24 protein-coding genes are annotated in these 23,970 nt (G+C 32.4%); 9 read left to right on the forward strand and 15 right to left on the reverse strand.

The features are described 5' to 3' along the window. Positions 1 to 82: 82 nt before the first annotated feature. Both O9267_RS06145 and O9267_RS06150 read right to left on the reverse strand, forming a co-directional pair. Entirely contained in the window at positions 83 to 937 is an 855-nt protein-coding gene (locus O9267_RS06145) for a choice-of-anchor J domain-containing protein (protein WP_298177206.1), read from the reverse strand. 52 nt (positions 938 to 989) lie between these two features. Beyond that, on the reverse strand, positions 990 to 1,691 hold the full coding sequence (locus O9267_RS06150; RefSeq protein ID WP_298177207.1) for a hypothetical protein: 702 nt from the start codon (positions 1,689 to 1,691) through the stop codon (positions 990 to 992). A gap of 343 nt (positions 1,692 to 2,034) precedes the next feature. Between O9267_RS06150 and O9267_RS06155 the strand changes: the two genes are divergently transcribed. Beyond that, positions 2,035 to 3,006 carry a fasciclin domain-containing protein gene (locus tag O9267_RS06155; protein WP_298177208.1) on the forward strand — a complete coding sequence of 324 codons (972 nt, stop codon included), beginning with the start codon at positions 2,035 to 2,037 and terminating at the stop codon, positions 3,004 to 3,006. Positions 3,007 to 3,058: 52 nt separating this feature from the next. On the opposite strand, the gene yidC is transcribed toward O9267_RS06155, so the two are convergent. The 8 genes from yidC to guaA all read right to left on the reverse strand — a co-directional run bounded on the left by yidC (position 3,059) and on the right by guaA (position 12,348). Next, a complete protein-coding gene (gene yidC / locus O9267_RS06160) occupies positions 3,059 to 4,954 on the reverse strand; it encodes a membrane protein insertase YidC (RefSeq protein ID WP_298177209.1) in 1,896 nt (631 codons plus the stop codon). A gap of 204 nt (positions 4,955 to 5,158) precedes the next feature. Next, positions 5,159 to 6,769, reverse strand: coding sequence for a CTP synthase (locus tag O9267_RS06165; RefSeq protein WP_298177210.1), 1,611 nt, complete (start codon positions 6,767 to 6,769; stop codon positions 5,159 to 5,161). A 110-nt stretch (positions 6,770 to 6,879) separates the two neighbouring features. Further along, positions 6,880 to 7,113, reverse strand: coding sequence for a DUF3820 family protein (locus tag O9267_RS06170; RefSeq protein ID WP_298177211.1), 234 nt, complete (start codon positions 7,111 to 7,113; stop codon positions 6,880 to 6,882). Beyond that, a complete protein-coding gene (locus tag O9267_RS06175; RefSeq protein WP_298177213.1) occupies positions 7,114 to 7,554 on the reverse strand; it encodes a DUF805 domain-containing protein in 441 nt (146 codons plus the stop codon). 7 nt (positions 7,555 to 7,561) lie between these two features. Then, positions 7,562 to 7,963, reverse strand: a complete 402-nt coding sequence (locus O9267_RS06180; protein ID WP_298177216.1) for an OsmC family protein — start codon at positions 7,961 to 7,963, stop codon at positions 7,562 to 7,564. Further along, positions 7,963 to 9,975, reverse strand: a complete 2,013-nt coding sequence (locus O9267_RS06185; RefSeq protein ID WP_298177218.1) for a LysM peptidoglycan-binding domain-containing protein — start codon at positions 9,973 to 9,975, stop codon at positions 7,963 to 7,965. Before O9267_RS06185 ends, O9267_RS06180 begins: the two co-directional genes overlap by 1 nt. 36 nt (positions 9,976 to 10,011) lie before the next feature. Further along, positions 10,012 to 10,800: a LysM peptidoglycan-binding domain-containing protein gene (locus tag O9267_RS06190; protein ID WP_298177220.1), complete on the reverse strand. Its 789-nt coding sequence runs from the start codon at positions 10,798 to 10,800 to the stop codon at positions 10,012 to 10,014. An 18-nt stretch (positions 10,801 to 10,818) separates the two neighbouring features. Then, a complete protein-coding gene (gene guaA / locus O9267_RS06195) occupies positions 10,819 to 12,348 on the reverse strand; it encodes a glutamine-hydrolyzing GMP synthase (RefSeq protein WP_298177720.1) in 1,530 nt (509 codons plus the stop codon). 217 nt (positions 12,349 to 12,565) lie between these two features. Between guaA and O9267_RS06200 the strand changes: the two genes are divergently transcribed. The 8 genes from O9267_RS06200 (at position 12,566) to O9267_RS06235 (ending at position 18,783) form a co-directional block, all read left to right on the forward strand. After that, the gene (locus O9267_RS06200) at positions 12,566 to 13,012 is read left to right on the forward strand and encodes a cytochrome c (RefSeq protein WP_298177222.1); all 447 of its coding nucleotides are present in this window, start codon (positions 12,566 to 12,568) and stop codon (positions 13,010 to 13,012) included. A gap of 237 nt (positions 13,013 to 13,249) precedes the next feature. Next, positions 13,250 to 13,969 carry a MotA/TolQ/ExbB proton channel family protein gene (locus tag O9267_RS06205; RefSeq protein ID WP_366521993.1) on the forward strand — a complete coding sequence of 240 codons (720 nt, stop codon included), beginning with the start codon at positions 13,250 to 13,252 and terminating at the stop codon, positions 13,967 to 13,969. After that, complete coding sequence (locus O9267_RS06210; protein ID WP_298177224.1) at positions 13,959 to 14,351, forward strand: biopolymer transporter ExbD; 393 nt, start codon at positions 13,959 to 13,961, stop codon at positions 14,349 to 14,351. Before O9267_RS06205 ends, O9267_RS06210 begins: the two co-directional genes overlap by 11 nt. 4 nt (positions 14,352 to 14,355) lie before the next feature. After that, positions 14,356 to 14,736 (forward strand): fluoride efflux transporter CrcB, encoded by a 381-nt coding sequence (gene crcB / locus O9267_RS06215; protein ID WP_298177227.1) that lies wholly within the window; start codon positions 14,356 to 14,358, stop codon positions 14,734 to 14,736. A gap of 51 nt (positions 14,737 to 14,787) precedes the next feature. Continuing rightward, positions 14,788 to 15,795: a bifunctional oligoribonuclease/PAP phosphatase NrnA gene (locus tag O9267_RS06220; RefSeq protein ID WP_298177229.1), complete on the forward strand. Its 1,008-nt coding sequence runs from the start codon at positions 14,788 to 14,790 to the stop codon at positions 15,793 to 15,795. A 1-nt stretch (position 15,796) separates the two neighbouring features. Continuing rightward, on the forward strand, positions 15,797 to 16,363 hold the full coding sequence (gene gldI / locus O9267_RS06225; protein ID WP_298177231.1) for a gliding motility-associated peptidyl-prolyl isomerase GldI: 567 nt from the start codon (positions 15,797 to 15,799) through the stop codon (positions 16,361 to 16,363). A gap of 15 nt (positions 16,364 to 16,378) precedes the next feature. Further along, entirely contained in the window at positions 16,379 to 17,488 is a 1,110-nt protein-coding gene (locus tag O9267_RS06230) for a peptidylprolyl isomerase (RefSeq protein WP_298177234.1), read from the forward strand. A 47-nt stretch (positions 17,489 to 17,535) separates the two neighbouring features. Then, positions 17,536 to 18,783 carry a peptidylprolyl isomerase gene (locus O9267_RS06235; protein WP_298177236.1) on the forward strand — a complete coding sequence of 416 codons (1,248 nt, stop codon included), beginning with the start codon at positions 17,536 to 17,538 and terminating at the stop codon, positions 18,781 to 18,783. Positions 18,784 to 18,876: 93 nt separating this feature from the next. On the opposite strand, the gene O9267_RS06240 is transcribed toward O9267_RS06235, so the two are convergent. The 5 genes from O9267_RS06240 to O9267_RS06260 form a co-directional block, all read right to left on the reverse strand. After that, a complete protein-coding gene (locus tag O9267_RS06240) occupies positions 18,877 to 19,314 on the reverse strand; it encodes a hypothetical protein (RefSeq protein WP_298177238.1) in 438 nt (145 codons plus the stop codon). A 271-nt stretch (positions 19,315 to 19,585) separates the two neighbouring features. Beyond that, positions 19,586 to 20,995 carry an FAD-linked oxidase C-terminal domain-containing protein gene (locus O9267_RS06245; protein WP_298177240.1) on the reverse strand — a complete coding sequence of 470 codons (1,410 nt, stop codon included), beginning with the start codon at positions 20,993 to 20,995 and terminating at the stop codon, positions 19,586 to 19,588. Between the two features lie 162 nt (positions 20,996 to 21,157). Further along, positions 21,158 to 22,006, reverse strand: coding sequence for an alpha/beta hydrolase (locus O9267_RS06250; protein WP_298177242.1), 849 nt, complete (start codon positions 22,004 to 22,006; stop codon positions 21,158 to 21,160). Between the two features lie 57 nt (positions 22,007 to 22,063). Next, positions 22,064 to 22,843: a hypothetical protein gene (locus tag O9267_RS06255; RefSeq protein WP_298177244.1), complete on the reverse strand. Its 780-nt coding sequence runs from the start codon at positions 22,841 to 22,843 to the stop codon at positions 22,064 to 22,066. A gap of 3 nt (positions 22,844 to 22,846) precedes the next feature. Then, positions 22,847 to 23,962: a Nif3-like dinuclear metal center hexameric protein gene (locus tag O9267_RS06260; protein ID WP_298177246.1), complete on the reverse strand. Its 1,116-nt coding sequence runs from the start codon at positions 23,960 to 23,962 to the stop codon at positions 22,847 to 22,849. Positions 23,963 to 23,970 lie beyond the last annotated feature (8 nt).

Below are 23,970 nucleotides of genomic sequence, written 5' to 3' on the forward strand. Positions count from 1 at the left end.
AAGCAAAGGTAAAAAACTTGATATTAATTAAATAAAAAAAGACTGCTATTAACAGTCTTTTATATATTTGGATGATTATATTCTAATTTTTGATAATTTTTTTGGTCAAAGTTTCATTTTCAGAAACTAACTTTAAGAAATAAATTCCATTTGATAAATCAGAAACATCTATTATAAAGTTTGAATCAACATTTAAAGAACTTTCTTTTATAATTCTTCCATTATTGTCAATTAGAGTATAATTTGACAATTTTACATTGTTTTTATTTGAGATTGAAAGAATATCTTTTACTGGATTTGGAGAAACTGATATGTTATTTGTTGTAAATGAACTTGTGCTTAATGCTGTCCCTACAACTTCAATATTATCAATACTTAACAAATTCCCGTTAGTATAATTATTTACCCAAGCCAAATAGATCATTTCTCCACCATAATTTGACAAATCTATCACAGTTGGAGTAGTTTGAGAAATTAAAACATTAGGATTTGAAGTTGAAGTATAAAGATTAGTAAAACTAGTTTTTTCGTAATCAGTAGTTGATATTTTCAAATCGAAATTATCTGCATAAGGTGGAACATCATGTGCTCTGGCATTGAAAGAAAGCGAGACTGGAGCACCCAAATACCCTGTTAAGTCAATAATTGGAGTAATCATCCAACGGTCTGCTGGCGTTGGTGTAGTTCCTGTAAACCAAGAAGTTGAAGAAGCTACATAATTTGGTGATTCGGCAGCCCATTCTATAATTCCCCATGCTTCATTAAGAAAAGTCGCTTGATAACTTCCAAATGGCGTATTGGTATCATTATATTGCCACCAACCCATAGCACTAAGATTAGTCAATTCCTGAAAATCTTCAGAAAAAATAGTGGTTTGCGCAATGTTCTTTTGGCAAATTCCAAAAAACAAAACAATTAATAGTACTGCTTTCTTCATAAATAATAGTTTTTTTTTTTCAAAAATAGGGAAAAATGATTCTAAAAAACAACTATTTTTTCTCTTTTTTAACTTTTTTTGGATAGCTCATGTTTTCTTCGCTCACTAACTTTCCTTGCTCATAGAATTGCCACATTCCAACTTTTTTTCCGTTTTTGAATTTCCCTTTAGCAACAACATTTCCTTCAGGATCTCTAAAAATGGCATCACCGTGGAATTCCCCTTTTACATAATTAGATTCTTCCAATAAAATCCCGTTTTCGGTATAATGCTTGTAGGTTCCTTCTTTTAATCCATTTACATAATTTACTTCTTCTGCAACTTTATTATTTTTGAAATAAACAGTTCTTTTTCCGTTTAACTTGCCATTTTTATAGAATTCTCTTGCCATGATTGAAGGCAAATCTTCATGATAATAAAGCCATTCGCCTTCATAGACTTTGTTTACGACTTTACCTTCGCTAACTTTATTATTTTTTTGATTATAAAAAATGGTGTAACAAGAATTATCTTTTTTATTAAATTCTCTAGTTGCTATTACGGTTCCCGCTTTGGTATCATCAAAAAACTTGAAAGTTCCGATTTCTTTTCCGTGCTCAAAAGTTCCTTCGTAACGAGGTCTTTTTGATTCTTCGTAAAAACCTTTCCAAACACCGTTTTTTAAGCCTTTTTCGTCTAGTTTGTTAAAATCATTTTGAGAAAAACTAACATTTGTAGTTACTAAAAACAATAAAATAATTTTTAAGAATTTCATATTAAAACTCATTTGGCTATAATTAATAAAACACAATTTTGTAAATTTTAGTATGCAATAATACAACTTTCTTAGTCAAAAAGTATGCCTGTTTTGCTAGTTATAATGATTCTTGACAGAATGTATTTAAATAAAATTTATAATCTGTTTAGCATTAAAACCGATTCTGGATTCAAAAAAATCATTAAAACAAAATAAAACACTAAAAAACAGATAGTTAAAAAATAAAACATAAGTTAAATTTTTAGTTAAAATTCATTTTGTTTAGTTTTTATTAACAAAGATTAAACAAAATGAAATTAATTTAGCAAAAAGTATTACTAACAATAAATAAACAAAAACAATGAAAAAATTAACAAAATTCAGAACATTTGCTTTAGTAGCATTTATGGCTTTAGGTTTCACATCATGTAATGATGATGAAGATGCACCAGTTGTAACACCACCTGATACAACGATTACAACATTAGCAGTAAACACTCCAAATCTTTCTACATTGGTGAGAGCGCTAACCAGAACTGATTTAGCAAACACTCTAAAAGGAGCCGGACCATTTACTGTTTTTGCACCAACAAACGATGCATTTAATACACTTTTTACTGCTTTAGGACCAAACATAAATGTTGAAAATGTTGATGTTGCTGTACTAAAGAGTATATTACTAAATCATGTAATAGCAAGTAGTATTAAAAGCGCGGACATTCCTGCAAGCACATATGTTAAAACTTTGTCTCCAAGAACAACAGCAGCAAATGCACCAACTTTGAGTATGTTTGTTCAAAAAAGCGGAAGTACAGTAACTCTAAATGGCGGTATTAACAATAAAGGCGCAGTAGTCACGACTGCTGATATAATGGCTTCAAACGGTGTTATTCATATTGTAAATAGAGTCATACAATTGCCTACCATTAAAGACCATGCAGTTGCGAATCCAAACTTTAGTACATTAGTTAGTTTATTAGTTGAACAAAATCTTGCTGCTACATTAGATGGAACTGCTGGATCTCCTTTTACAGTTTTTGCTCCTGTAAATAGTGCTTTTAGCACTGCAGTTTTGGGAGTATATACTGGTTTGTCAAATGAAAATAAAACAAACTTACTATTGTATCATGTGGTTGGTGGTGTGAATGTATTATCGACAGCAATACCAACTGGACAAATTAATACATTATTTACTGGTAAATCATTTTCAATAACTGGAACTGCTATTGACGATGCTGGCTCAACAGCAAATAAAAATATAGTTGTTACGGATGTACAATGTTCAAATGGCATAGTTCATGCAGTAGATGGTGTATTATTACCTAATTTTTAATTTCCTATAAATCTTCATAAACTAAAAGAGCTCCGAAATTGGAGCTCTTTTTTTATTTTTTACCTTTTGCTTTTTGTGCTTCGGCTTGTTCCATAGCTTCTCTAAGTCGCTTTTGGAATTTACCTTCTTTTACAGGTTTGGTTTTATTTTCCTGAATTTGAGCATGAATTTTATCGCTATCAATAAAATACTTTTTGATAACAATCATAATTCCTATTGTGATTAAGTTAGAAATTAAGTTATACAAACTCAATCCAGATCCGTAATTATTGAAGAAAATTAACATCATTATAGGAGAAAGATAAATCATAATTTTCATGATTTTACCCATATCTGGCATTCCTTCTTGTTGTGGTTGCGCCATTACTTGGTCGCCAGAAGTCATTTTCATGTAAAAGAAAATTGCGATAGCTGCCAATAATGCAAACAAACTTACGTGATCTCCATATAACGGAATATTGAAAGGTAATTTTAAAATAGAATCGAATGAAGATAAATCATCTGCCCATAAAAATCCTTTTTGACGTAACTCCATTGCAGAAGGGAAAAACTGAAAAGATGCATACATGAACGGAAGCTGAATCAACGCAGGAACACAACCTGCCATCGGATTTACTCCAGCTTTGCTGTATAACTTCATGGTTTCTTGTTGTTTTTTCATTGGATCTTTAGCGTACTTTTCGCCCAACTCTGTGATTTCTGGTCGCAATACTTTCATTTTTGCTTGAGACAAGAATGATTTGAAAGTAATTGGAGACATTGCAACTTTTATAATTATTGTGAATAATATAATAGCAATCCCTAATCCCATAAATGAACTTAAGAAACCAAATAGTGGAATAAATATCAATTTGTTAATCCAACCGAAGATTCCCCAACCTAATGGAACAATGTCTTCAATATTTTTTTCGTATTTGCTTAATAATTTGTAATCTGTTGGTCCATAATACCAATTCATTTTATAATCTAGCTCACCATTTTTAAAAGCCAAAGGCAAAGTTGATTTGAACTGTTTGGTATAAATAGTATCTTTTTTATCGTCATTTACCAAGTCAGTTGAACTTACTTTTACATTATCAATTGGTGATTGTGTAAGTAAAATAGAAGTGAACAAATGTTGCTTGAAAGCTATGAAAGAAGCTTTCTCTAAAACCTCATCTTCTTGTTTTCCTAGACCAGCGTAATCTACTTTTCCACCATCGTGCTCATAATAGATTTCGGCATAACGATTTTCGTAAGAAACACTTTTTTCATTGCGATACGATTTTAAATCCCATTGCAAGTCGGCGGGTTTTGTGGTATTTAGAGCTGTATTCAAACCTTGAGAACGTAGGTCAAAATCGACCATGTAATCGTTTGGTTTTAGTACGTATTTGTATTCTAAGAATTCATTTGCTCCTGTTTTTAATTTCATCGAAAGCACTTGATTTTCGCCTACTTTGGTTAAAGTTGGTTCAAAAAACAAGTCTTTTGTATTTAGAACGCGGTTGTCTTTGGTTTGCAATTCAAGATTGAAATTGGCGTTGTTATTTTTGATTAACGAAACCAATTCTCCTGAATTCTTTTTGATTTTATCAAATTTTTTCAAAGTTGCTTCAGAAATGAAACCACCTTTGTTAGAAATTGTCAATTTTACCAAATCATTTTCGATGGTTGTTGTACCTTCTTTAGCTGTTGGCAATGAAGCTGAATAAGCAAAACTTCCTAATGTTCCTTGTAGTTTTTGAAGTTTTTCGGTGCTTGTTGCTGTTGTATCTGCAATTACAACTGCTGCTTGTTTAGCAATTGCTTCTTTGGCTTTTTGCGCTTTTTGAATTTGTTCTTTTTTAGCTTTTTCGGCAGCAATTTCTTCGGGTTTAGGTTGGTTTTGATACATTATCCAAAGTAATATACCAAAGATTAAAATAAATCCGATAATTGAATTCTTGTCTAACTTCTTTTCTTCCATTATTGTTTTATAATTTATACATCAGTCGTTTGATAGACTGTATTGTTTCATGTCTTTTAAAAAAATGTTTTTAAAAAACGATTATTTAGTAACCAATAGTTTGCTAACTAGCCCTGATTGGAGCGGCACCTTGTAGAGCGGAAAGCAGGAAAATGGTTTACTGCCATTACTACTGTTTCGCTCCTAACTTTGATAAGTCGATAACTATTTTTTATTCTTTACCATTGCGGCCACAAAGCTAACAAAAATTGGCTGAGGATTTGCAACGGTGCTTTTATATTCGGGATGGTACTGTACGCCTATGAAAAACGGATGGTTTGGCAACTCCACAATTTCGACCAAACCTGTGTCTGGGTTGATTCCGGAGCTTATTAAACCTGCGTTTTGCAACTCAGTAGCATATTTATTATTGTACTCATAACGATGACGATGACGTTCGGCAATTTGGGATTTTCCGTAAATTTGTTTTGCCAAACTTCCTTCTTTCAAATCGCATTTCCATGAACCTAAACGCATTGTTCCGCCTTTATCGGTAATGGTTTTTTGTTCTTCCATTAGGTCGATAACTGGATTGGTTGTATCAGGATTCATTTCGGTTGAGTTGGCATCTTTGTATCCTAAAACTGTTCTTGCGTACTCAATAACTGCCATTTGCATACCTAGACAAATTCCGAAAAACGGCAAATTATTTTCACGTGCGTAACGAACCGCTTCGATTTTACCTTCAATTCCTCTTTCGCCAAAACCTGGAGCAACAAGTATGCCATCGAGACCTTTTAGACTTTCTTCTGCCGTTTTGGTATCGATAGATTCAGAGTGAATACTTATTACGTTTACTTTGGTTTCATTAGCCGCACCTGCATGAATGAAAGCTTCTAAAATAGATTTGTACGAATCTTGCAATTCGACATATTTACCAATAAGACCAACGTTTACAGTGTGTTTTGGATTTTGTAATCTATTGAGAAAATCGTTCCATTGCGTTAAGTCTGGAGTTGATTTTTCTGGAAGATTTAATTTTTTTAATGCCACTACATCAAGACCTTCTTCTAGCATTAAATTTGGCACTTCATATATCGTTTTAGCATCGATTGATTGAATTACCGCTTCGCGTTTTACATTGCAAAAAAGTGCTAATTTTTGACGCAATTCTTCTGACAAATCATATTCGGTACGACAAACCAAAATATCAGCTTTGATTCCGCTTTCCATTAATGTTTTTACCGAGTGTTGCGTTGGCTTAGTTTTTAATTCGCCAGCTGCAGAAAGATAAGGAACCAATGTTAAATGAATTACGATTCCGTTATTTTCACCTAATTCCCAAACTAGTTGACGAACAGATTCTATATAAGGTAGCGACTCGATATCGCCGACAGTTCCGCCGATTTCAGTAATTACTATGTCGAAATCGCCAGATTTACCTAGCAACTGCATGCGTTCTTTGATTTCGTTGGTAATATGAGGAACGACTTGAACGGTTTTGCCTAAAAACTCGCCACGACGTTCTTTTTCGATAACCGAAAGATAAACTCTACCAGTTGTAACATTGTTGGCTTGCGAAGTTGGAACGTTTAGAAATCTTTCGTAATGACCTAAATCTAAATCGGTTTCGGCACCATCATCGGTTACAAAACATTCTCCGTGTTCATAAGGATTTAATGTTCCAGGATCGACATTGATATACGGATCGAACTTTTGAATAGTTGTTCGATAACCTCTGGCTTGTAGCAATTTTGCTAAAGAAGCTGCAATGATTCCTTTTCCTAAAGAAGAAGTCACACCGCCAGTAACAAAAATGTATTTTGTTTGATTCATTGTTTTTGTTGTTGTGTTGTTGTGTTGTTGTAAAAAACGATGCAAAAATACGATTTAATTGGTGAATGTGCCAATTAGAAAATGAGAATTTTAAAAGAATATAAACTTATTTAAAGAGGTTTTGGATATTGCTTTTTTATGTTGCGAACGAGTTCTTCTAACCCATTTAATCTTAGTTCATAAACTAATTGCAATTGTTCGCCTAGTTTTCCTTTTGGAAGATGGTTATTTTTTATCCATACAAGATAATATTCGGGTAAGTCAATAAGAAAACGCCCCTCGTATTTTCCGAAGGGCATTTTGGTATGTGCTAATTTTATGAGTTCTTGTTGTTGTGAATTCAATTATTCGATTCCTATTTGATTAATTTCATCATGATTAGTAAAATCTTTTGGGTCACTACCGTAATTATTTTCGCCTTTATCGCCTTCAAGCACAGTAAAAACAAAAATTACTAATGAAGCAATTGGAACTAATGATAATAGTAAGAACCAACCACTTTTATTAGTATCATGAAGTCTTCTAACTGCAACAGCTAAGTATGGAATAATTAGTAGCAGACCTAAAATCAACATAATTCCTCCAGTTATCATCATCATTACCTCAGACTCGTTAACAGCAGCGATTATAAATAATATATAAATAGGTAAGAAAAAAATAATATTTAACAAATAAGCATACCAATATTCTGCTCTTCTTGCTCTGCCATTAAAGTTTGCGTAATTCTGCAAATGCACTTTTTTCCACCAATCTAGCATATTATAATTTTGTTCTGATTTTTCCATTTTATGTTTATTTCCAATTAAAAGTTACTTCTTTTTCAATATCTGGATGAAGACTTAGTAAAACTGGGCAAGTCATCGCGCTTCTTTCTAGGATAGTTCTGTTTTTTTCTGAAGTTTCGATTGCTATATCAAGGACAACCACAATTTTGGCAATTTTTCTTGGCTCTGCCTGCATGATTTTGGTTATTGAAATAGTTGAATCTTTAAGGTCAACTTCCAAATCTTTTGACTTTATTGCCATTATTGAAACCATACAACTTCCTAATGCAGTAGCAACTAAATCGGTTGGAGAAAAAGCTTCTCCTTTTCCGTGATTATCGGTTGGTGCATCGGTTAGAATTTCGGTTCCCGATTGTAAGTGAATGCAAACTGTTCTTAAATCGCCTACATAAGTTATTTTTGAAGTCATTAATTTACTGGCTTAACGGTTAAATCTTCTTGGTATTCTAATATATAAACACCTTTATTTATGTAACCTTCAGAATCTTTTTTAGCATATTCAAACTTGCTTTCCAATTGTTCCGTTTTGTCTTCATTTACAGATTCTGCAAATGTTTTTCCTTGAGATAAACGAAGCATTGTATCGAAAGTTATATCAAATCCTCTTGTAGCAAATTGATTTGGTAGAATTTTATTTTTCTTTTTATAATCAGTTTCAAACAAAACAGATTCAGGTGAAGCATTTTCTCTTGTTAATGAAGGATATAATAATTTTAAAATCGTTAATCGTTTCATTGAAATTTCTTCAAAATTTAAGGTTTCGTTTGGTTCCATAATAACTAATTGAATTTCATAATTTTTCATATCATTCAACATCAAATTAGTTGTAGAAAGTATCATTCCCGTTTTTTCTGTGTCTAGCACAACATAATTCATTCCGTCTTCTTTGAATAATGATTTAAAACTTGCTATATCCAATGAGCCTGTAGGTGAAACAATTGCAAATGATGCAGACGGATAATTTTTGGTTATAAAATCTTTGTTAGCTTGTCTCTTTACATCACTAACAACAATAATATTTCCTTTTTTTGCTAACATATAATCAAAAATTGCACTTTTAGCAAAATCTGCTGGCGGCATAGATTGATACAAATTTGGCAATGGTTTTCCAATTTCTTTTGACAAAGGTGAAATTACTGGAACATTTTTTTCGGCTACTAATTCAGCTACTTTTTCAGCATGTTGTTGGTAAAACGGACCAATAATAACATCCGCATTTTGTAAATTATTTTCTTTAACTACTTTTTCAACATTAGAAGTTAATTTACTTTCTTCAGAATCTAAAATTTTAACGTCAATGTTTAACCCTAATGATTTACCGTATTCAATTGCCATTAGTGCTCCTGAATAAAAATCTAATGTCATATTCAAGAAACTATCTTTTTTAAGTCTAGTAGCTATTTTGTTGATAGTATCGCTTTGAACTTTTGTAGCGTTAAATGGTAAAAGTAATACTAATTGCTTTTTATTTTGAGATTGAATCGTTTTGGTTAAATCCTTGTATTTAGAATTCCCAATAATTGTAATAGAACCTTTTCCTGGCACAAGTAGAATCATACCTTCCTTAACACCCTCTTTTAGTGATGGATTTAGCTCAATTAACTCATCTTGAGTTATTCCAAGTGTTTGCGTTAAACTATATAAAGTTTCTTTTTGTTTTACTTCGTAATTAGCATAACCGGTTTTTTTTATAGTTGATGTCGTTTCCGATTTATCCGCCTTCTTTATTTCATAATCTATAACAACTGGTTTTGGTTTTTCAACTTTGTTAGAAGAAACTTCAGATGAAACTGCATTTCCTTTAACATTTAATTTGAAACCAATTGGAAGATTTGCTACAATTTCTGGATTTAGTTCTTCTAATTCTGCAACGGTCATTCCGTATTTTTTGGCTATCCCAAACTTTGTTTCTTTAGCTTCTACAATATGAAAATTGCTAGTTTTGTCGTTTTTAGGTTTTTCAGCAACAGTTTCTTTTGGCTTTTCTACTATTTCTGTAGTTTTTTGAACTTCTTTTGTTGGTGTTACAGTTGTTAAACCATCTTCGGGAATTCTTATTATTTGTCCAATTTTTAAACCATCAACTAAGGTTGCTTCATTTAAGGTTTTTAAATCGGCAAATGCAACTTTATAATCTCTTGCTATACTATATAATGTTTCTTTGGCTTTGACTAAATGCGTTTTAGTACTGGAATTACCATCAGATTCAGTAACAGAGCCTGAAATTAATAGAATATCGTTCTCCTTAATACCTTTTTCAGCAGCAGGGTTTAACCTAAATATTTCGGCTACAGTAACCTTGTATATTCCAGCTATTTTGAATATTGTTTCTCCTTTTTCTACTGTGTGTTTGACTACTTTATCTTGAGCAAAAACAACACTTGTTACTAAAAATAAAAAACAAAGAAATATTTTGTGCATAGCGAATTAATTTTTTGAAAAAATAAAAGTACTAAATTACTTTTTAGTAATGGTTAAACTTTGACCAATTTTTAAACCCTCTGCCAAAATTGCTTGATTTTGAACTCTAATTTCGTCAACTGTTACTCCATATTTTTTAGATAAACTATACAAAGTTTCTTTAGGTTCAACAACATGTGTAATTGATTTTGCTTCAGAAGCAACTGGTTTTTCTGTCGTTTTAGGCTTTGCTTCAGCGACAGGAGTTTTAGAAGAACCTATTGATGACTCATTTGCTCCCAAAGCTCTAGTTGAAGGAATTTTTAATATCATTCCAATTTGCAATCCAGACTGAGCTAATTCTTCATTACTTAGTTTTAATTCATCAACAGAAACACCATATTTTTTTGACAAACTATATAAGGTTTCTTTTGGCTCCACTTTATGTTCAATTTCTGAACTTCTATCTATAACAGCCACTTGCTTTTCAGGTTGTTTTGCTACTACTTTTGTAGTTGTTGCAACTTTAGTTTCAGCTGGTTTTTCAGTATCTTTTGTTACAATCACTTTTTTAACTGGATTTGCTTCTTTTTCTACAACCGCAACAGGATCTTTTACTGGCACTGGAACCTGCAAAATCATCCCTTTTGAAATACCATTAACTGCAAATTTATTTAGCTGATAAATTTCACCTGGATCAACTAAATACTTTTGAGAAATCAACTTTACAGTTTCACCAAATTGAACTGTATGATTAATTAACTCATATTCTTGATTTTTATTTTTCTGTGCATTTGAGTTTTGTAATAAAAAAACCACAAGTAAAAAACTAAAAATTCTTTTCATACACTAACTTTTTTTAAATTATTCCCATTCTATTGTTGCTGGTGGTTTTGAGCTAATATCATACACAACTCTGTTTACACCTCTCACTTTATTTATTATATCGTTAGATATTTTCATTAAAAAATCATACGGCAAATGTACCCAATCAGCTGTCATACCATCAGTAGATTCAACAGCTCGCAACGCAACTACCTTTTCATAAGTACGTTCGTCTCCCATTACTCCAACACTATTTATTGGTAGTAAAATTGCACCTGCTTGCCACACTTTATCATACAATCCCCATGACTTCAAACCATCAATAAAGACTGCGTCAACCTCTTGCAATATACGAACTTTTTCATTATCGATAGCACCTAAGATTCTAATTGAAAGTCCAGGACCTGGAAATGGATGTCTTCCTAAAAGTTCATCATCAATTCCAAGTGTTCTACCAACTCTTCTCACTTCATCTTTGAATAACATTCTCAAAGGTTCTACGATGCTCAACTTCATATAATCTGGCAATCCACCAACATTATGATGCGATTTTATAGTAGCACTTGGTCCTTTTACCGAAACAGATTCAATTACATCTGGATAAATAGTTCCTTGTGCCAACCATTTTACATCTTCAATTATTTTAGATTCATCATCAAAAACTTCAATAAAAACTCTTCCTATAGTCTTTCTTTTAGTTTCTGGATCAGAAATCCCAGAAAGCTCGTTCAAAAAACGTGCCGAAGCATCAACGCCTTTTACATTCAAGCCCATTCCTTTGTATTGCTCTAAAACATTTTCAAATTCATTCTTACGAAGCAATCCATTATTGACAAAAATACAAAATAAATTTTTTCCAATAGCTTGATGCAATAAAACAGCAGCTACTGTCGAATCTACACCACCAGAAAGTCCTAAAACAACCTTGTCATTTTGCAGCTTTTCCTTAAGTTCACCGACCATTTCTTCAACAAAAGCATTAGGTGCAAAATTTTGAGGAACTTCAGCAATTTTAACTAAGAAATTCTCCAATAACTTCAATCCATCAGTTGAGTGATAAACTTCTGGATGAAACTGAATAGCATAAGTAGTTTCGCCTTCAATTTTATAAGCAGCGTTTTCTACATCATGCGTACTTGCTAACTTTATTCCGTTAGTTGGAAGTTTTTTGATAGTATCGCTATGACTCATCCAAACTTGAGAATTCTGAGAAATTCCCTCAAAAAACAGTTCATTTTCTTTGATATAGTTCAAATTGGCTCTTCCATACTCTCTTGTATTGGAAGATGCTACTTCACCACCGCTAAAGTGCGCCAAATACTGTGCACCATAACAAACAGCTAACATTGGCAATTTACCTCTTATTTGAGACAAATCTGGATGTGGAGCATCATCGGCTCTTACTGAAAATGGGCTTCCTGAGAGAATAACTGCTTTATAACTTGTTAAATCGTCTGGAAAATGATTATAAGGAAAAATTTCGCAAAAAATATTCAATTCGCGAACGCGTCGGGCAATAAGTTGTGTGTATTGCGATCCGAAATCTAAGATAAGTACGTTGTGTTGCATGTGCAAAAGTAGTATTCTAGATTGAAAATAAAAATTCAAACTTCAATATTTTAATAGCTTTTTGATGAATTTAGTTAAAAAAACTACCTATTTCCATTCAAATCTCAAGAAACAACAGTTATTAAATGACTAACTAACATTAATTACGATGATAATTATCATATACTGTTTTAGGCATCTAAACTAACTTTACATATAATTTAAAACAATTTTAATCATGAAAAATATTTTTTTGTTTTTTGTATTATTTACATCCATAATTGCAAGTAATAAAAGTTTTGCTCAGGTTAACGATTGGATTGCTCCAGAAAGTGCAAATAGTCTAAATAATCCATTTCTAAATAACCAAAAAGCTACTGAAGTTGGTAAAGCAATATTTAACGAAATGTGTGTGTTATGTCATGGTTTATATGGAAAAGGAAATGGAGAAGCCGGTTTAACACTCGAGAAAAAACCAGCAAATTTTCTTTCATTAGAAGTAGCAAATGAAACAGATGGTGCTATTTTTTGGAAAGTAACAAATGGTAAAGCTCCCATGGCAGGTTATAGCGAACTTTTATCTGATGAGCAAAGATGGCAATTGGTAAATTATATTAGAGAATTAGGGAAAAACGGAAATGAAAACGCAGTAAAAAAAACACCTAAAAAACCTAACAGAAGATAATTTTTTAAAACATACTAACAAAACAAATTTTATGAATGAAAAACTGTAACTGATAATGTTGCAGTTTTTTTTATACCCTAAATTAATCCGAAGTATGCTAAAAGTATACTTTAAACGATTTTTTTTCGTTATCAATTTTAATTGTTAAACAATGTGTTAAAAAAAGCTTGCTATATTATGTAAGAGTTTTTAAAAAATTATGCACTTTTGTAAAAATACATAACCTAATTATTTCATATGATGATTTCAACCATCTTTTTACAAGCCACTACTGTTGTAGATTCATTGGCTAATACTGCAAATACACCAGCAACAACAGATGTTAGCATAACAGAAAACATATCTTATTTAGAATTCGTAATGAAAGGTGGAATAATGATTATTCCTATTATTCTACTATTGTTTTTCTGTGTTTATGTAATTATTGAGCGCTATTTGTCAATTAAAAAAGCAACCAAACAAGATGCAAATTTACTTTCTGATGTAAAAGCGCAGCTAAAATCTGGCAAAATAGACAATGCGGTGATGCTTTGTAGCAGAGAAAACACTGCTTCAGGAAACATTCTTAAAAGTGGAATTGCAATCATAGGAAGACCAATTAGCGAAATAGAATCGGTAATGGAAAGAACTGCAAATGTTGAAATTGCTCAAATGGAAAAAGGATTAGGACATTTGGGATTAATTTCGGGTATTGCTCCAATTCTTGGTTTTATTGGAACAATTTCTGGAGTTATCAAAATTTTCCATACCATTTCAAACACAGGAAATTTGAACATTCAAACCATTTCTGGAGGTTTATATGAAAAAATGATTAGTAGTGGTGCTGGTCTTGTTGTCGGTGTTATTGCCTACTCTGCATACCATTTATTTAACATGATGATTGATAGTTTTGCACTTAAAGTTGAAAAACAAACTTTAGAAATTATTAACGTAATTCACGAACCAGATGGCAATTAGAAAAAACAGACGATTTCACCCCGAAATCCCAACTTCGTCATTAAGTGACATTATGTTCTTTTTGTTTTTGTTTTTCTTGATTATATCGACTTTAGCAAATCCGAATGTAATTAAATTAACGCTTCCAAAAGCAAAATCTAACGAATCAACGAATAAAGATCATATTTCACTTTCGGTTACTGATGATAAGTTGTATTATATAAATAAAGAACAAGTACCATTTGATCAATTGGAAAAGGTTTTATATGAAAAAACGACTGCTAACAACGATAAAACGGTTGTGGTAAGAGTTCCTGCAGATAACAAAGTTCAAGACTTAGTAGATTTAATGCAAATGGGCGTTAAACTAAAACTAAATTTTGTTATTGCAACAACAAAATAACATCATGTTAAAAACCCTATTTTTGATAGCAATTGGAGGCGGTTTAGGTAGTATATTACGCTATTTGACAACTCTTTTTGTTCAAAAATATTATTCGAATACATTTCCATTAGCCACCTTTATAACCAATATTTTGGGTTGTCTTTTGATTGGATTAATCATAGGTTTTTTAGAAAAAAATCAGTTGGCAAATTCAAATTTCAAATGGCTTTTGGTGACAGGTTTTTGCGGTGGCTTCACCACTTTTTCAACTTTTGGTTACGAAAACAGTTTGCTTTTTGAGAATCAAAATTCGGCAACAGCTTTCATTTATATAGCACTAAGTGTTATTGTCGGATTGTTTGCCGTTTGGTTAGGCTTGTTTTTGACCAAACTAGAGTATTAAGACGATGTTAATTTCTTTTCTTTTTGCGAAAAAAATGTAACTTCGCAGTCTATGAACGAAAAAGACATTCAAGCAATTCAATTATTGCTCGCCACTCCTAAGAAAATTGCAATAATTCCGCACCGAAGCCCAGATGGTGACGCTATGGGGTCGACATTGGCATTGTATCATTTTTTACTCAAATTAAATCATCAGCCAACGGTTATTGCTCCAAATGATTTTCCTGAATTTTTAGCTTGGATGCCAGCTTCTGAATCAGTTTTGATTTATGAAAACGAAAGAGAAGGAACAACAAAAGTTCTAAAAGAAGCAGAATTGGTTTTTGTTTTAGATTTTAATGCACTTCATCGTACTGGTGAAATGGAAAATATTCTAAACAAACTTCAAGTTCCATTTGTTATGATTGACCATCATCAAGAACCAGATGGATTTGCAACTTACACTTATTCTGATACAAAATTTGGTTCGACTTGTGAGATGATTTATAATTTCATTTCATTTCTCGGCAAAAAAGAACTTATCGACAAAACTATTGCAACTTGCATTTACACAGGAATTTTAACTGATTCAGGTTCTTTCAGATTTCCAAAAACCACAGGAACAACTCACAGAATTATTGCTGAATTAATTGATTTGGGCGTTGAAAACACTGAAATTCCAACTTTACTTTTTGATAATAATTCGTACGAAAGACTGCAGTTATTAGGTCAAGCGTTACAGAATATGAAAGTTCTGCCACAATATAAAACGGCATTTATTACGCTTTCACAAAAAGAACTCGACCACTATAATTATGTAAAAGGCGACACAGAAGGAATTGTGAATTACGGACTTACAATAAAAGGTATTATATTTGCTGCAATATTTATAGAGCATATTGATGAAAAAATCATTAAGATTTCGTTTCGTTCACAAGGAAATTTTGATGTAAATCAGTTTGCTAGACAACATTTCAACGGTGGTGGACATATTAACGCTGCTGGTGGAAAATCGCAATTGAGTATGAAAGAAACAGTTGCTAAATTTGAACAAATATTGACACAAACAACTATTCTATAACATGAGAGTAATTAAAAGTACACTACTAATTTTAACTGTTTTTATAGTAAGTTGTTCTCAGCAACAAGCTAGAAAACCTATTTCGCAATCTTCTGGAACTTTTATGAAAGAGTCTATTGAGAGAAATAAAAAATTGGTTGCTACCGAAGAAGACAAAATTGATTCAATTATCAAAAGTAATCCTGATAAAAAATTTATAGCTTCTAGCAAAGGTTATTGGTATGCTTACGAAAACAGAAATTTGAACGATACAATTTCTCCAAAAAAAGGTGATATTGCTTACTACAATTACGAAGTAAAAGACTTAAACGGAGCCATCATATATTCCGAAGCCGAACTAAAACCGCAGACTTATTATGTTGATAAAGAACAAAAAATCATTATTGGTTTACGTCACGGTATCAAATTAATGCGCAAAAAAGAAAAAGTTATATTCCTATTCCCATCACACATGGGATTTGGCTACCATGGCGACAACAACCGAATTGGTCATAACGAACCATTGATGTACACGGTAACATTAAATGATTTTAAAGAAGATCCTAATCCAAAATCACAAACTAATTAATATTTAATCCAAAAAATGAAAAGAATTTTACTAGTTGCTCTTATTCTTGCAACATTTGTTTCTTGTAAAGATGAAAACAGCAATCTAAAAGATGGTTTATATGCCAAAATAGAAACTTCTAAAGGTGTAATTATTGCACAACTAGAATACGAAAAAACACCTGTAACGGTAGCCAATTTTGTAACATTAGCAGAAGGAAAAAATACTTTTGTAAACCCTGATTTTAAAGGAAAACCATTTTTTGACAAACTAAAATTTCATAGAGTTATTAAAGAATTTATGATTCAAGGTGGAGATCCGCTTGGAAATGGTTCTGGCGATACCGGTTACAAGTTCAAAGATGAAATTACTGATTTAAGATTTGACAAAGGCGGTTTGTTAGCAATGGCAAATTCAGGACCTGGCACAAATAGTAGTCAATTTTTTATTACACATGTCCCAACTCCTTGGTTAGACGGCTTGCACACTATTTTTGGACATGTTGTTGAAGGAATGGATGTGGTAAACAAAATAGAACAAAACGATGATATTGTGGCTATTACCATCATTAGAAAAGGTGAAGCTGTTAAAAAATTTGACGCAGTAAAAGTTTTTTCTGATTTCTTTGCAAAAGAATCTGAACTGCAAAAAAAACAAGCTGCTATTAATGCTGAAAATAAAAGGCTTTACGAAGAAAAATACAAAGCTGTAATTGATGCAAAAGTATCTCAAATGAACAAATTGAAAACTGGCGCAACTAAAACAGCAAGCGGTTTACAATTTCAAGTTGTTAAAAAAGGAACGGGTAAAAAACCAACTATAGGACAAAATGTTTTTATCCATTATGCTGGATTTTTAGAAAATGGCGAACTTTTTGATACAAGTATCGCAAGTGTTTCAAAAGAATTTGGAAAGTATGATGAGAATAGAGCCAATCAAAATGGTTATAGCCCAATTCCATTCCAATTTGGAAACAAACAAGGAATGATTCCAGGCTTTATTGAAGGTATCGAAAAAATGTCTTTTGGCGATAAAGCAATTCTATTTATTCCTTCAAATTTAGGTTATGGTGAAGCTGGTGCTGGCGGAGTGATTCCTCCAAATGCGAACATTATTTTTGAAGTTGAATTATTAGAAAAAATGTAAATTTTACAGAATTATATATAAAATTGAATTAATTAAAAATGATGAAAATGAAATTAAAAATTGTTGTTCTTTTATTTTTAGGAATGATGAGCAGTTTTGCTCAAGTAAAAAAGAAAGCTACCGTAACAAAAAAAGCAGTAAGCACTAAAGTTGTAGCAAAACCAACTGCCAATTCTAACGAAGGAATTTTTGCTGAATTTGAAACTACAAAAGGTAAAATAGTTGTACAATTAGAATACAAAAAAGTGCCAATTACTGTAGCCAACTTTGTTGCATTGGTAGAAGGAAAACAATCATATGTAACTGATGAGAAATTCAAAAACAAACCTTTTTACGATGGATTGAAATTTCACAGAGTTATCAAAGATTTCATGATTCAAGGTGGTGATCCTGCTGGAAATGGTTCTGGCGGTCCAGGTTATAGTTTCAAAGATGAGTTCGACCCAAGTTTGGTTCACGACAAAGGTGGAATTCTTTCTATGGCAAATTCTGGACCTGGAACTAATGGATCACAATTTTTCATTACTCATAAAGAAACTCCTTGGTTAAATAACAAGCACTCTGTTTTCGGACATGTTGTTACTGGAATGGACGTTGTAAATGCTATCGCTCAAGATGATGTTATGAATAAAGTAACAATTACAAGAAAAGGTACAGACGCTAAAAAGTTTGATGCTGTAAAAATATTTTCAGATTATTATGCAAACAAAGCTGAAGACGATAAAAAACAAGCAGCCATAAAAGCAGAAGCTCAAAAAAAACAAGCTGAACTTGAAGCAGAAAAAAATAGAGCTTACAACGAACAATATGCGCCAGTAAAAGCGGCAAAAGTTAAACAGTTAGCTGAATTAAGAGCAACTGCAACCAAATCTACAACAGGATTAGAAACTAAAGTTACCAAAGTTGGTTCAGGGAAAAAACCTGCTGAAGGAACAAACGTTTACATCAATTATGCTGGCTATTTAGAAGACGGAACTTTATTTGACAGCTGTATTGAATCAGTTGCAAAAGAATACGGAAAATTTGACCAACGTAGAGCTGACGCAAATGGTTACCAACCAATGACAGCTCAAGCTGGGAAATATAACTTTATTCCAGGTTTTGCTGAAGGTTTGAACAGTATGTCTTTTGGTGACAAAGCGGTTTTGTTTATTCCATCCAATTTGGCTTATGGCGAAAGAGGTGCAGGAAGTGTTATTCCACCAAATTCTAATATTGTTTTTGAAGTTGAGATGTTAGAAACTCCACCAGCTCCAGTTGCAGCACCTGCAATAAAACAAGCTGAAAAAAAATAAGATTAAGACATAATGCAAAAGGCACAAAATTCAATGAGTTTTGTGCCTTTTTTTATTTTATTTGTCATTCTGAACTTGTTTCAGAATCTAAAACTATTTTTTGAATTTCCATTCAAATTCGTCGTTGTCATTTATAATGGCTCCCATTTCTACATTGGCAATTACACCAAATTCTGTTTGTAGAATAAACCAATTACTTTCGTTGAAATGATTTTCAGCCAAATCAAAATCTTCATTTTCCCAAGTTTTCAAACCTTTTTCTAAAAGTTCATTTTTTACTTCTTCAACATTTCGATTGATTAACTTTTTATCAAACAAAGTCAAATCTGGGTTAGAACAAATAATGTATCCTAATTTGAAATCTTCATCTTCGTAAAAAGTTAAGCGAACTCTTTTAGCATTGTACACATAAATTACATTGTCATCGTCATCTTTGAATTGTTTGTTGGGCAATCCGTAAATTTCAGTAACATCGGTCTGTTTCATTCCGAATAGCAATTCGTCTATTCCGTTTTTTAGATTTATCTTCATTTTAGTCTTATTTGTTACAAAAGTAACTATTTACATTTTAAGAGATTTCTGTTTTTGTAGAAAATAAAATAGTATATTTACATATAACTAAGAAGAAATCCTAAATAAAAATACCATGGCAAAAAGTCAAGACGCAAAAAAAACAGTTAAAAAAGAACCTCTTAAAACCGCAAAGGAAAAGAAAGAGGAAAAAAGAGAAAAGAAAAATAGTCCAAAAAGAGATTAAAAAAAAGCTCACTAGATATAAATTTAGTGAGCTTTTAAATTTTAGTTATTCCACATCAGGAAATATTTTTCCTGGATTTAGAATATTATTTGGATCGAAAATAGATTTTATGCGTTCCATTAACTCTAAATGCGTTTTAGTAAAAGCAATGTTCATATAGTTTTTTTGAACATAACCAATGCCGTGTTCGCCTGATAAAGTTCCTTTTAAAGAAACAGTTAATTCAAATATTTCTCTTATTCCTTTGGTAACTTCGGTGTTCCAATTTTCGTCAGACATATTGCCTTTTATGATGTTTACGTGCAAATTTCCGTCGCCTGCATGACCATAACAAACCGATTGAAAACCATATTTTTTTCCAATAGTTTTGATGCCTTCTAGTAATTTTGGCAATTCATATCTTGGTACAACCGTGTCTTCTTCTTTGTAAATAGAATTTGATTTTACCGCTTCAGCCACATTTCTTCTCATTTTCCAAAGTGCATTTTTTTGGTCTTCGGTATCGGCAAATAAAATTTCGTCAATTTCATATTGTTCTAAAACACTTGTAATTTTTTCAGCTTCTTGAAATAAAATATCAGGATAATTTCCGTCAACTTCTATTAATAAATGTGCTTGAACTTCGTCTTTTATTTGAATGTTTAATCCTTCAATGAATTTCAAACTCCAATCGATGGCATCGCGTTCCATAAACTCTAATGCACTTGGAACAATTCCCGCTCTGAAAATAGCTGAAACAGCTTCGCAAGCTTGACTAGCTTTGTAAAATGGCACCAAAAGCAAGACATTATGAGAAACTGTTGGAATCAACTTTAAAACAATTTTGGTAATTACGCCGAGTGTTCCTTCGCTTCCAACTAACAGTTGTGTGAAATTATATCCTGTAGAATTTTTTAGCGTGTTTGCACCTGTCCAAATGATTTCGCCTGTTGGCAAAACGATTTCGAGGTTTAGCACATAATCTTTGGTTACACCATATTTTACAGCTCTTGCACCGCCAGCGTTTTCGGCAACATTGCCACCAATCCAGCAACTTCCTTGACTACTTGGATCTGGTGGATAGAACAATCCTTTTTCGGCAACGGCTTCTCTTAGCACTTGTGTAATCACGGCTGGCTCAACAGTAACTTGAAGATTGAGTTCATCAATTTCTAAGATTTTGTTGAATCTGTCCATTGCTAAACCAATTCCTTGATGGATACTCAATGCACCACCACTCAAACCTGTTCGTGCACCAATTGGCGTTACCGGAATTTTATGTGTATTGGCTACTTTAATAATTTGGGAAACTTCTTTGGAATTGGCTGGTTTCAAAACCACGTTTGGTGGAAAAACATAGTCTTCGGTTTCGTCATGACCATAATGATTACGTGTTTCTTCGTCTAAAAAAAGGTAGTCAGCACCAACAATTTTTTCTAATTCTTTTATGATTTCGGGATGAAGATTTTGTTGCATTTTTGATGGTAATTGAACTGTAAATTTACACTATTTTTTATTTTGAAAAATGATTTTTGCAAAAATACATTGGCTAACTAGCCCTGACAGAGTGGAAATCCTTTTTTCTTAAAAAAGATTGGAACGGCGGCAGGAAAATGGATTCCTAAAATGTCCAAGCCTTTACGCTCCTAAAAAAGCAATAATTTCTTGATAAAGAGCCGTTTTATGCAAGCTATGTCCGTAACCTTTGGTTTTAATAAACTTAGCTTGTTGCCATGAACTTGCAATTTTTTCGCTTTCAGAAATCAGAACAACTTTGTCGTTTTTGTCGTGTGCAATAATGCCTTTGCTGTAGATTTTTTTACCAAAATTGATGCCCGAAAAGTCTTTAAGTTGCAGATTGAACTTTTGGATAAAATGCTTTTCGAGATTTTTCTGCATGCGTGAATTTAGGCTTAGCATTTTTATGAAATTGTTGAAAATCACTTCCAAGTCGGATGGTGCGCCTAATAAAACCAGCTTTTCCAGGTTTTGATTTTGAAATTTTGACTGATAATATAAACTCGCCATGCCGCCAACCGAATGTCCGATAATGGCATTTGGATTGTATTTTTGAGCGACAATATTTATAAATTCAGAGTACAAAATCGCATTGAATTCGTTGCCAGACGACAAGCCGTGAGCAGGTGCATCGACTGCAATGATGGTGTAAGGTGTTTGTTTTAAATGCTCTAACAGTTTTTTCCAGCGTGACGCATTGCTTTCCCAACCGTGGACTAGCAGAATTACTTTTTCGTTTCCTTTCCAGTGATAAGTTTGGATTTTGTGATGTTGAAATTCTAAAGTTGCTTTGGTTGCATCTTTCAAAATTTCGGGTAATTCTTCATGCCTCAATCTGCCTTTTCGTGGCTGACTAAAAAGTTGGTAAGCCTTTTGAGTTGCTTTGTTGGGAGCAACATAACTAAGTCCATTAAGATACGATCCAATGGATTTGGTTAGAAGATAATATTGAATTTTTTTGAGTTTCAAAAAAGCAAAAGATTACAGAATTAGTCAAAAAAAATCCCGACGAATCGGGACTTTAAATTATATTGTTGCGAACAATTTTTCCATTTTTTCTCTTTCTTCTTCTGCTAGAGAAGCGTCAACTAAAATTCTTCCTGAATGCTCGTCGGTAATGATTTTTTTGCGACCAGCAATTTCAACTTGTGTTTGCGGAGGAATTGTAAAGAATGAACCAGCCGAAGCACCACGCTCGATAGAAACTACTGCTAAACCGTTTCTTACGCTAGAACGAATTCTTTTGTAAGCAGCTAACAATCTTTCTTCGATTAGTCCTTCATACTCAGCAGATTTTTGAATTAAGAAGGTTTCTTCTTTTTCAGTTTCTGCCATAATATCGCTTAATTCTGCTTTTTTATGTTTTAAGTGTGTTGATTTTTGCTCCAATTTTTCTTTAGAACTACCAATCACTTCTTTTTTGTGCTCCATAGAAGCTCTTAATTCTTTGATTTGTTTTTCTGCCAATTGAATTTCTAATTCTTGAAACTCAACTTCTTTAGTCAACGAATTAAATTCTCTGTTGTTACGAACAGAATCTTGTTGTTTAGTGTATTTTTTGATAGCTTCTTGGTGTTCTTCAATAGCGCTTTTTTTGGCTTTGATTTGCTCTTCGATGCTTTCAAGATCTGCTTTTAGTTTTTCGTTACGTGTAGTCAAACCAGCTACTTCATCTTCAAGATCTTCTACTTCTAAAGGCAATTCACCTCTTACGTTTCTAATTTCGTCAATTCTAGTGTCGATTAATTGTAAATCGTAAAGCGCTCTTAACTTTTCTTCAACGCTTAATTCTTTTGTAGTAGCCATATTTTATAAGTACTTAACTGGATTTGTATTTTCTTCTGATAAAACAATTCTGTCTTGCGACAAATCAGGTGCAAAATTAGTAATTTTTTCTTTAAGAAAATCAACAATATAATTTTTTGTATATCTTTCGCTTTCAAAGTGACCAATATCGGCTAAAACTAGTTGATTTTCAACTTGATAAAAGTCGTGGTATTTTAAATCGGCTGTTAAAAAAACGTCAACATTTGCCTGAATTGCATTTTTGATAGCAAAACTTCCCGAACCACCGAGAACGGCAACTTTCTGAATCTTTTTACCCAATAATGCCGAATGTCGAATGCCACCACACTGCATTTTGTCTTTTACAAAAGCTAAAAACTCGAGTTCATCCATTGGTTTTTCTAGCTCGCCCATCATTCCCAATCCTATATTTTGATGCGAATTTTGCAAATCGTAAATTTCGTAAGCTACTTCTTCGTAAACATGATTTGAAAAAAGGGCTTTCAATATTTTAGATTGTAAATATTTTTCAAAAGTGACTTCGATTTTTATTTCTTGAGCTTCGACAAATTCAAATCGTTCGCCAATTTCGGGATTGCTGTTTTCATTTCCCATATAGGTTCCAATTCCTTGCGAAGTGAAACTACAATCTTCATAATTGCCAATTTTTCCAGCACCAGCATCAAACAAAGCATTTCGCAATTTTTCAACATTTTCTGGAATTGTGTAAGTGACTAATTTTTGAATGAAGTTGCTTTTAGGGACAAGAACTTTAGTGTTTTTTATACCCAAAGCATCACAGAAAATTTTGTTTACACCATTTTTATGATTGTCTAAAGCGGTATGAACGGCGTAAATGGCGATATCATTTTTAATGGCTTTAAGAATGGAGCGTTCAACGTAATTTTTTCCCGTAATTTTTTTGATTCCAGAAAATAAAATTGGGTGAAAACAAACTACCAAGTTGCAATTTTTAGTAATGGCTTCATCAATCACACTTTCTAATGCATCGTGACAAACCAAAACGCCAGTTGCTTCGTTTTCTTGATTTCCAACCAATAAACCTACGTTGTCAAAATCTTCAGCATAAGCCAAAGGTGCCATTTCTTCTAGGATTGTGAGTATTTGTTTTATTTTCATTTTTTATA

It is taken from the genome of Flavobacterium sp. (genome assembly GCF_027531705.1).
Lineage (GTDB): Bacteria > Bacteroidota > Bacteroidia > Flavobacteriales > Flavobacteriaceae > Flavobacterium.

Coding starts and splice junctions, on each gene's coding strand:
- O9267_RS06145 (WP_298177206.1), bottom strand. CDS start 937: ATGAAGAAAGCAGTACTATTAATTGTTTTGTTTTTTGGAATTTGCCAA.
- O9267_RS06150 (WP_298177207.1), bottom strand. CDS start 1,691: ATGAAATTCTTAAAAATTATTTTATTGTTTTTAGTAACTACAAATGTT.
- O9267_RS06155 (WP_298177208.1), top strand. CDS start 2,035: ATGAAAAAATTAACAAAATTCAGAACATTTGCTTTAGTAGCATTTATG.
- yidC (WP_298177209.1), bottom strand. CDS start 4,954: ATGGAAGAAAAGAAGTTAGACAAGAATTCAATTATCGGATTTATTTTA.
- O9267_RS06165 (WP_298177210.1), bottom strand. CDS start 6,769: ATGAATCAAACAAAATACATTTTTGTTACTGGCGGTGTGACTTCTTCT.
- O9267_RS06175 (WP_298177213.1), bottom strand. CDS start 7,554: ATGGAAAAATCAGAACAAAATTATAATATGCTAGATTGGTGGAAAAAA.
- O9267_RS06180 (WP_298177216.1), bottom strand. CDS start 7,963: ATGACTTCAAAAATAACTTATGTAGGCGATTTAAGAACAGTTTGCATT.
- O9267_RS06185 (WP_298177218.1), bottom strand. CDS start 9,975: ATGCACAAAATATTTCTTTGTTTTTTATTTTTAGTAACAAGTGTTGTT.
- O9267_RS06190 (WP_298177220.1), bottom strand. CDS start 10,800: ATGAAAAGAATTTTTAGTTTTTTACTTGTGGTTTTTTTATTACAAAAC.
- guaA (WP_298177720.1), bottom strand. CDS start 12,348: ATGCAACACAACGTACTTATCTTAGATTTCGGATCGCAATACACACAA.
- O9267_RS06200 (WP_298177222.1), top strand. CDS start 12,566: ATGAAAAATATTTTTTTGTTTTTTGTATTATTTACATCCATAATTGCA.
- O9267_RS06205 (WP_366521993.1), top strand. CDS start 13,250: ATGATGATTTCAACCATCTTTTTACAAGCCACTACTGTTGTAGATTCA.
- O9267_RS06210 (WP_298177224.1), top strand. CDS start 13,959: ATGGCAATTAGAAAAAACAGACGATTTCACCCCGAAATCCCAACTTCG.
- crcB (WP_298177227.1), top strand. CDS start 14,356: ATGTTAAAAACCCTATTTTTGATAGCAATTGGAGGCGGTTTAGGTAGT.
- O9267_RS06220 (WP_298177229.1), top strand. CDS start 14,788: ATGAACGAAAAAGACATTCAAGCAATTCAATTATTGCTCGCCACTCCT.
- gldI (WP_298177231.1), top strand. CDS start 15,797: ATGAGAGTAATTAAAAGTACACTACTAATTTTAACTGTTTTTATAGTA.
- O9267_RS06230 (WP_298177234.1), top strand. CDS start 16,379: ATGAAAAGAATTTTACTAGTTGCTCTTATTCTTGCAACATTTGTTTCT.
- O9267_RS06235 (WP_298177236.1), top strand. CDS start 17,536: ATGAAATTAAAAATTGTTGTTCTTTTATTTTTAGGAATGATGAGCAGT.
- O9267_RS06240 (WP_298177238.1), bottom strand. CDS start 19,314: ATGAAGATAAATCTAAAAAACGGAATAGACGAATTGCTATTCGGAATG.
- O9267_RS06245 (WP_298177240.1), bottom strand. CDS start 20,995: ATGCAACAAAATCTTCATCCCGAAATCATAAAAGAATTAGAAAAAATT.
- O9267_RS06255 (WP_298177244.1), bottom strand. CDS start 22,843: ATGGCTACTACAAAAGAATTAAGCGTTGAAGAAAAGTTAAGAGCGCTT.
- O9267_RS06260 (WP_298177246.1), bottom strand. CDS start 23,962: ATGAAAATAAAACAAATACTCACAATCCTAGAAGAAATGGCACCTTTG.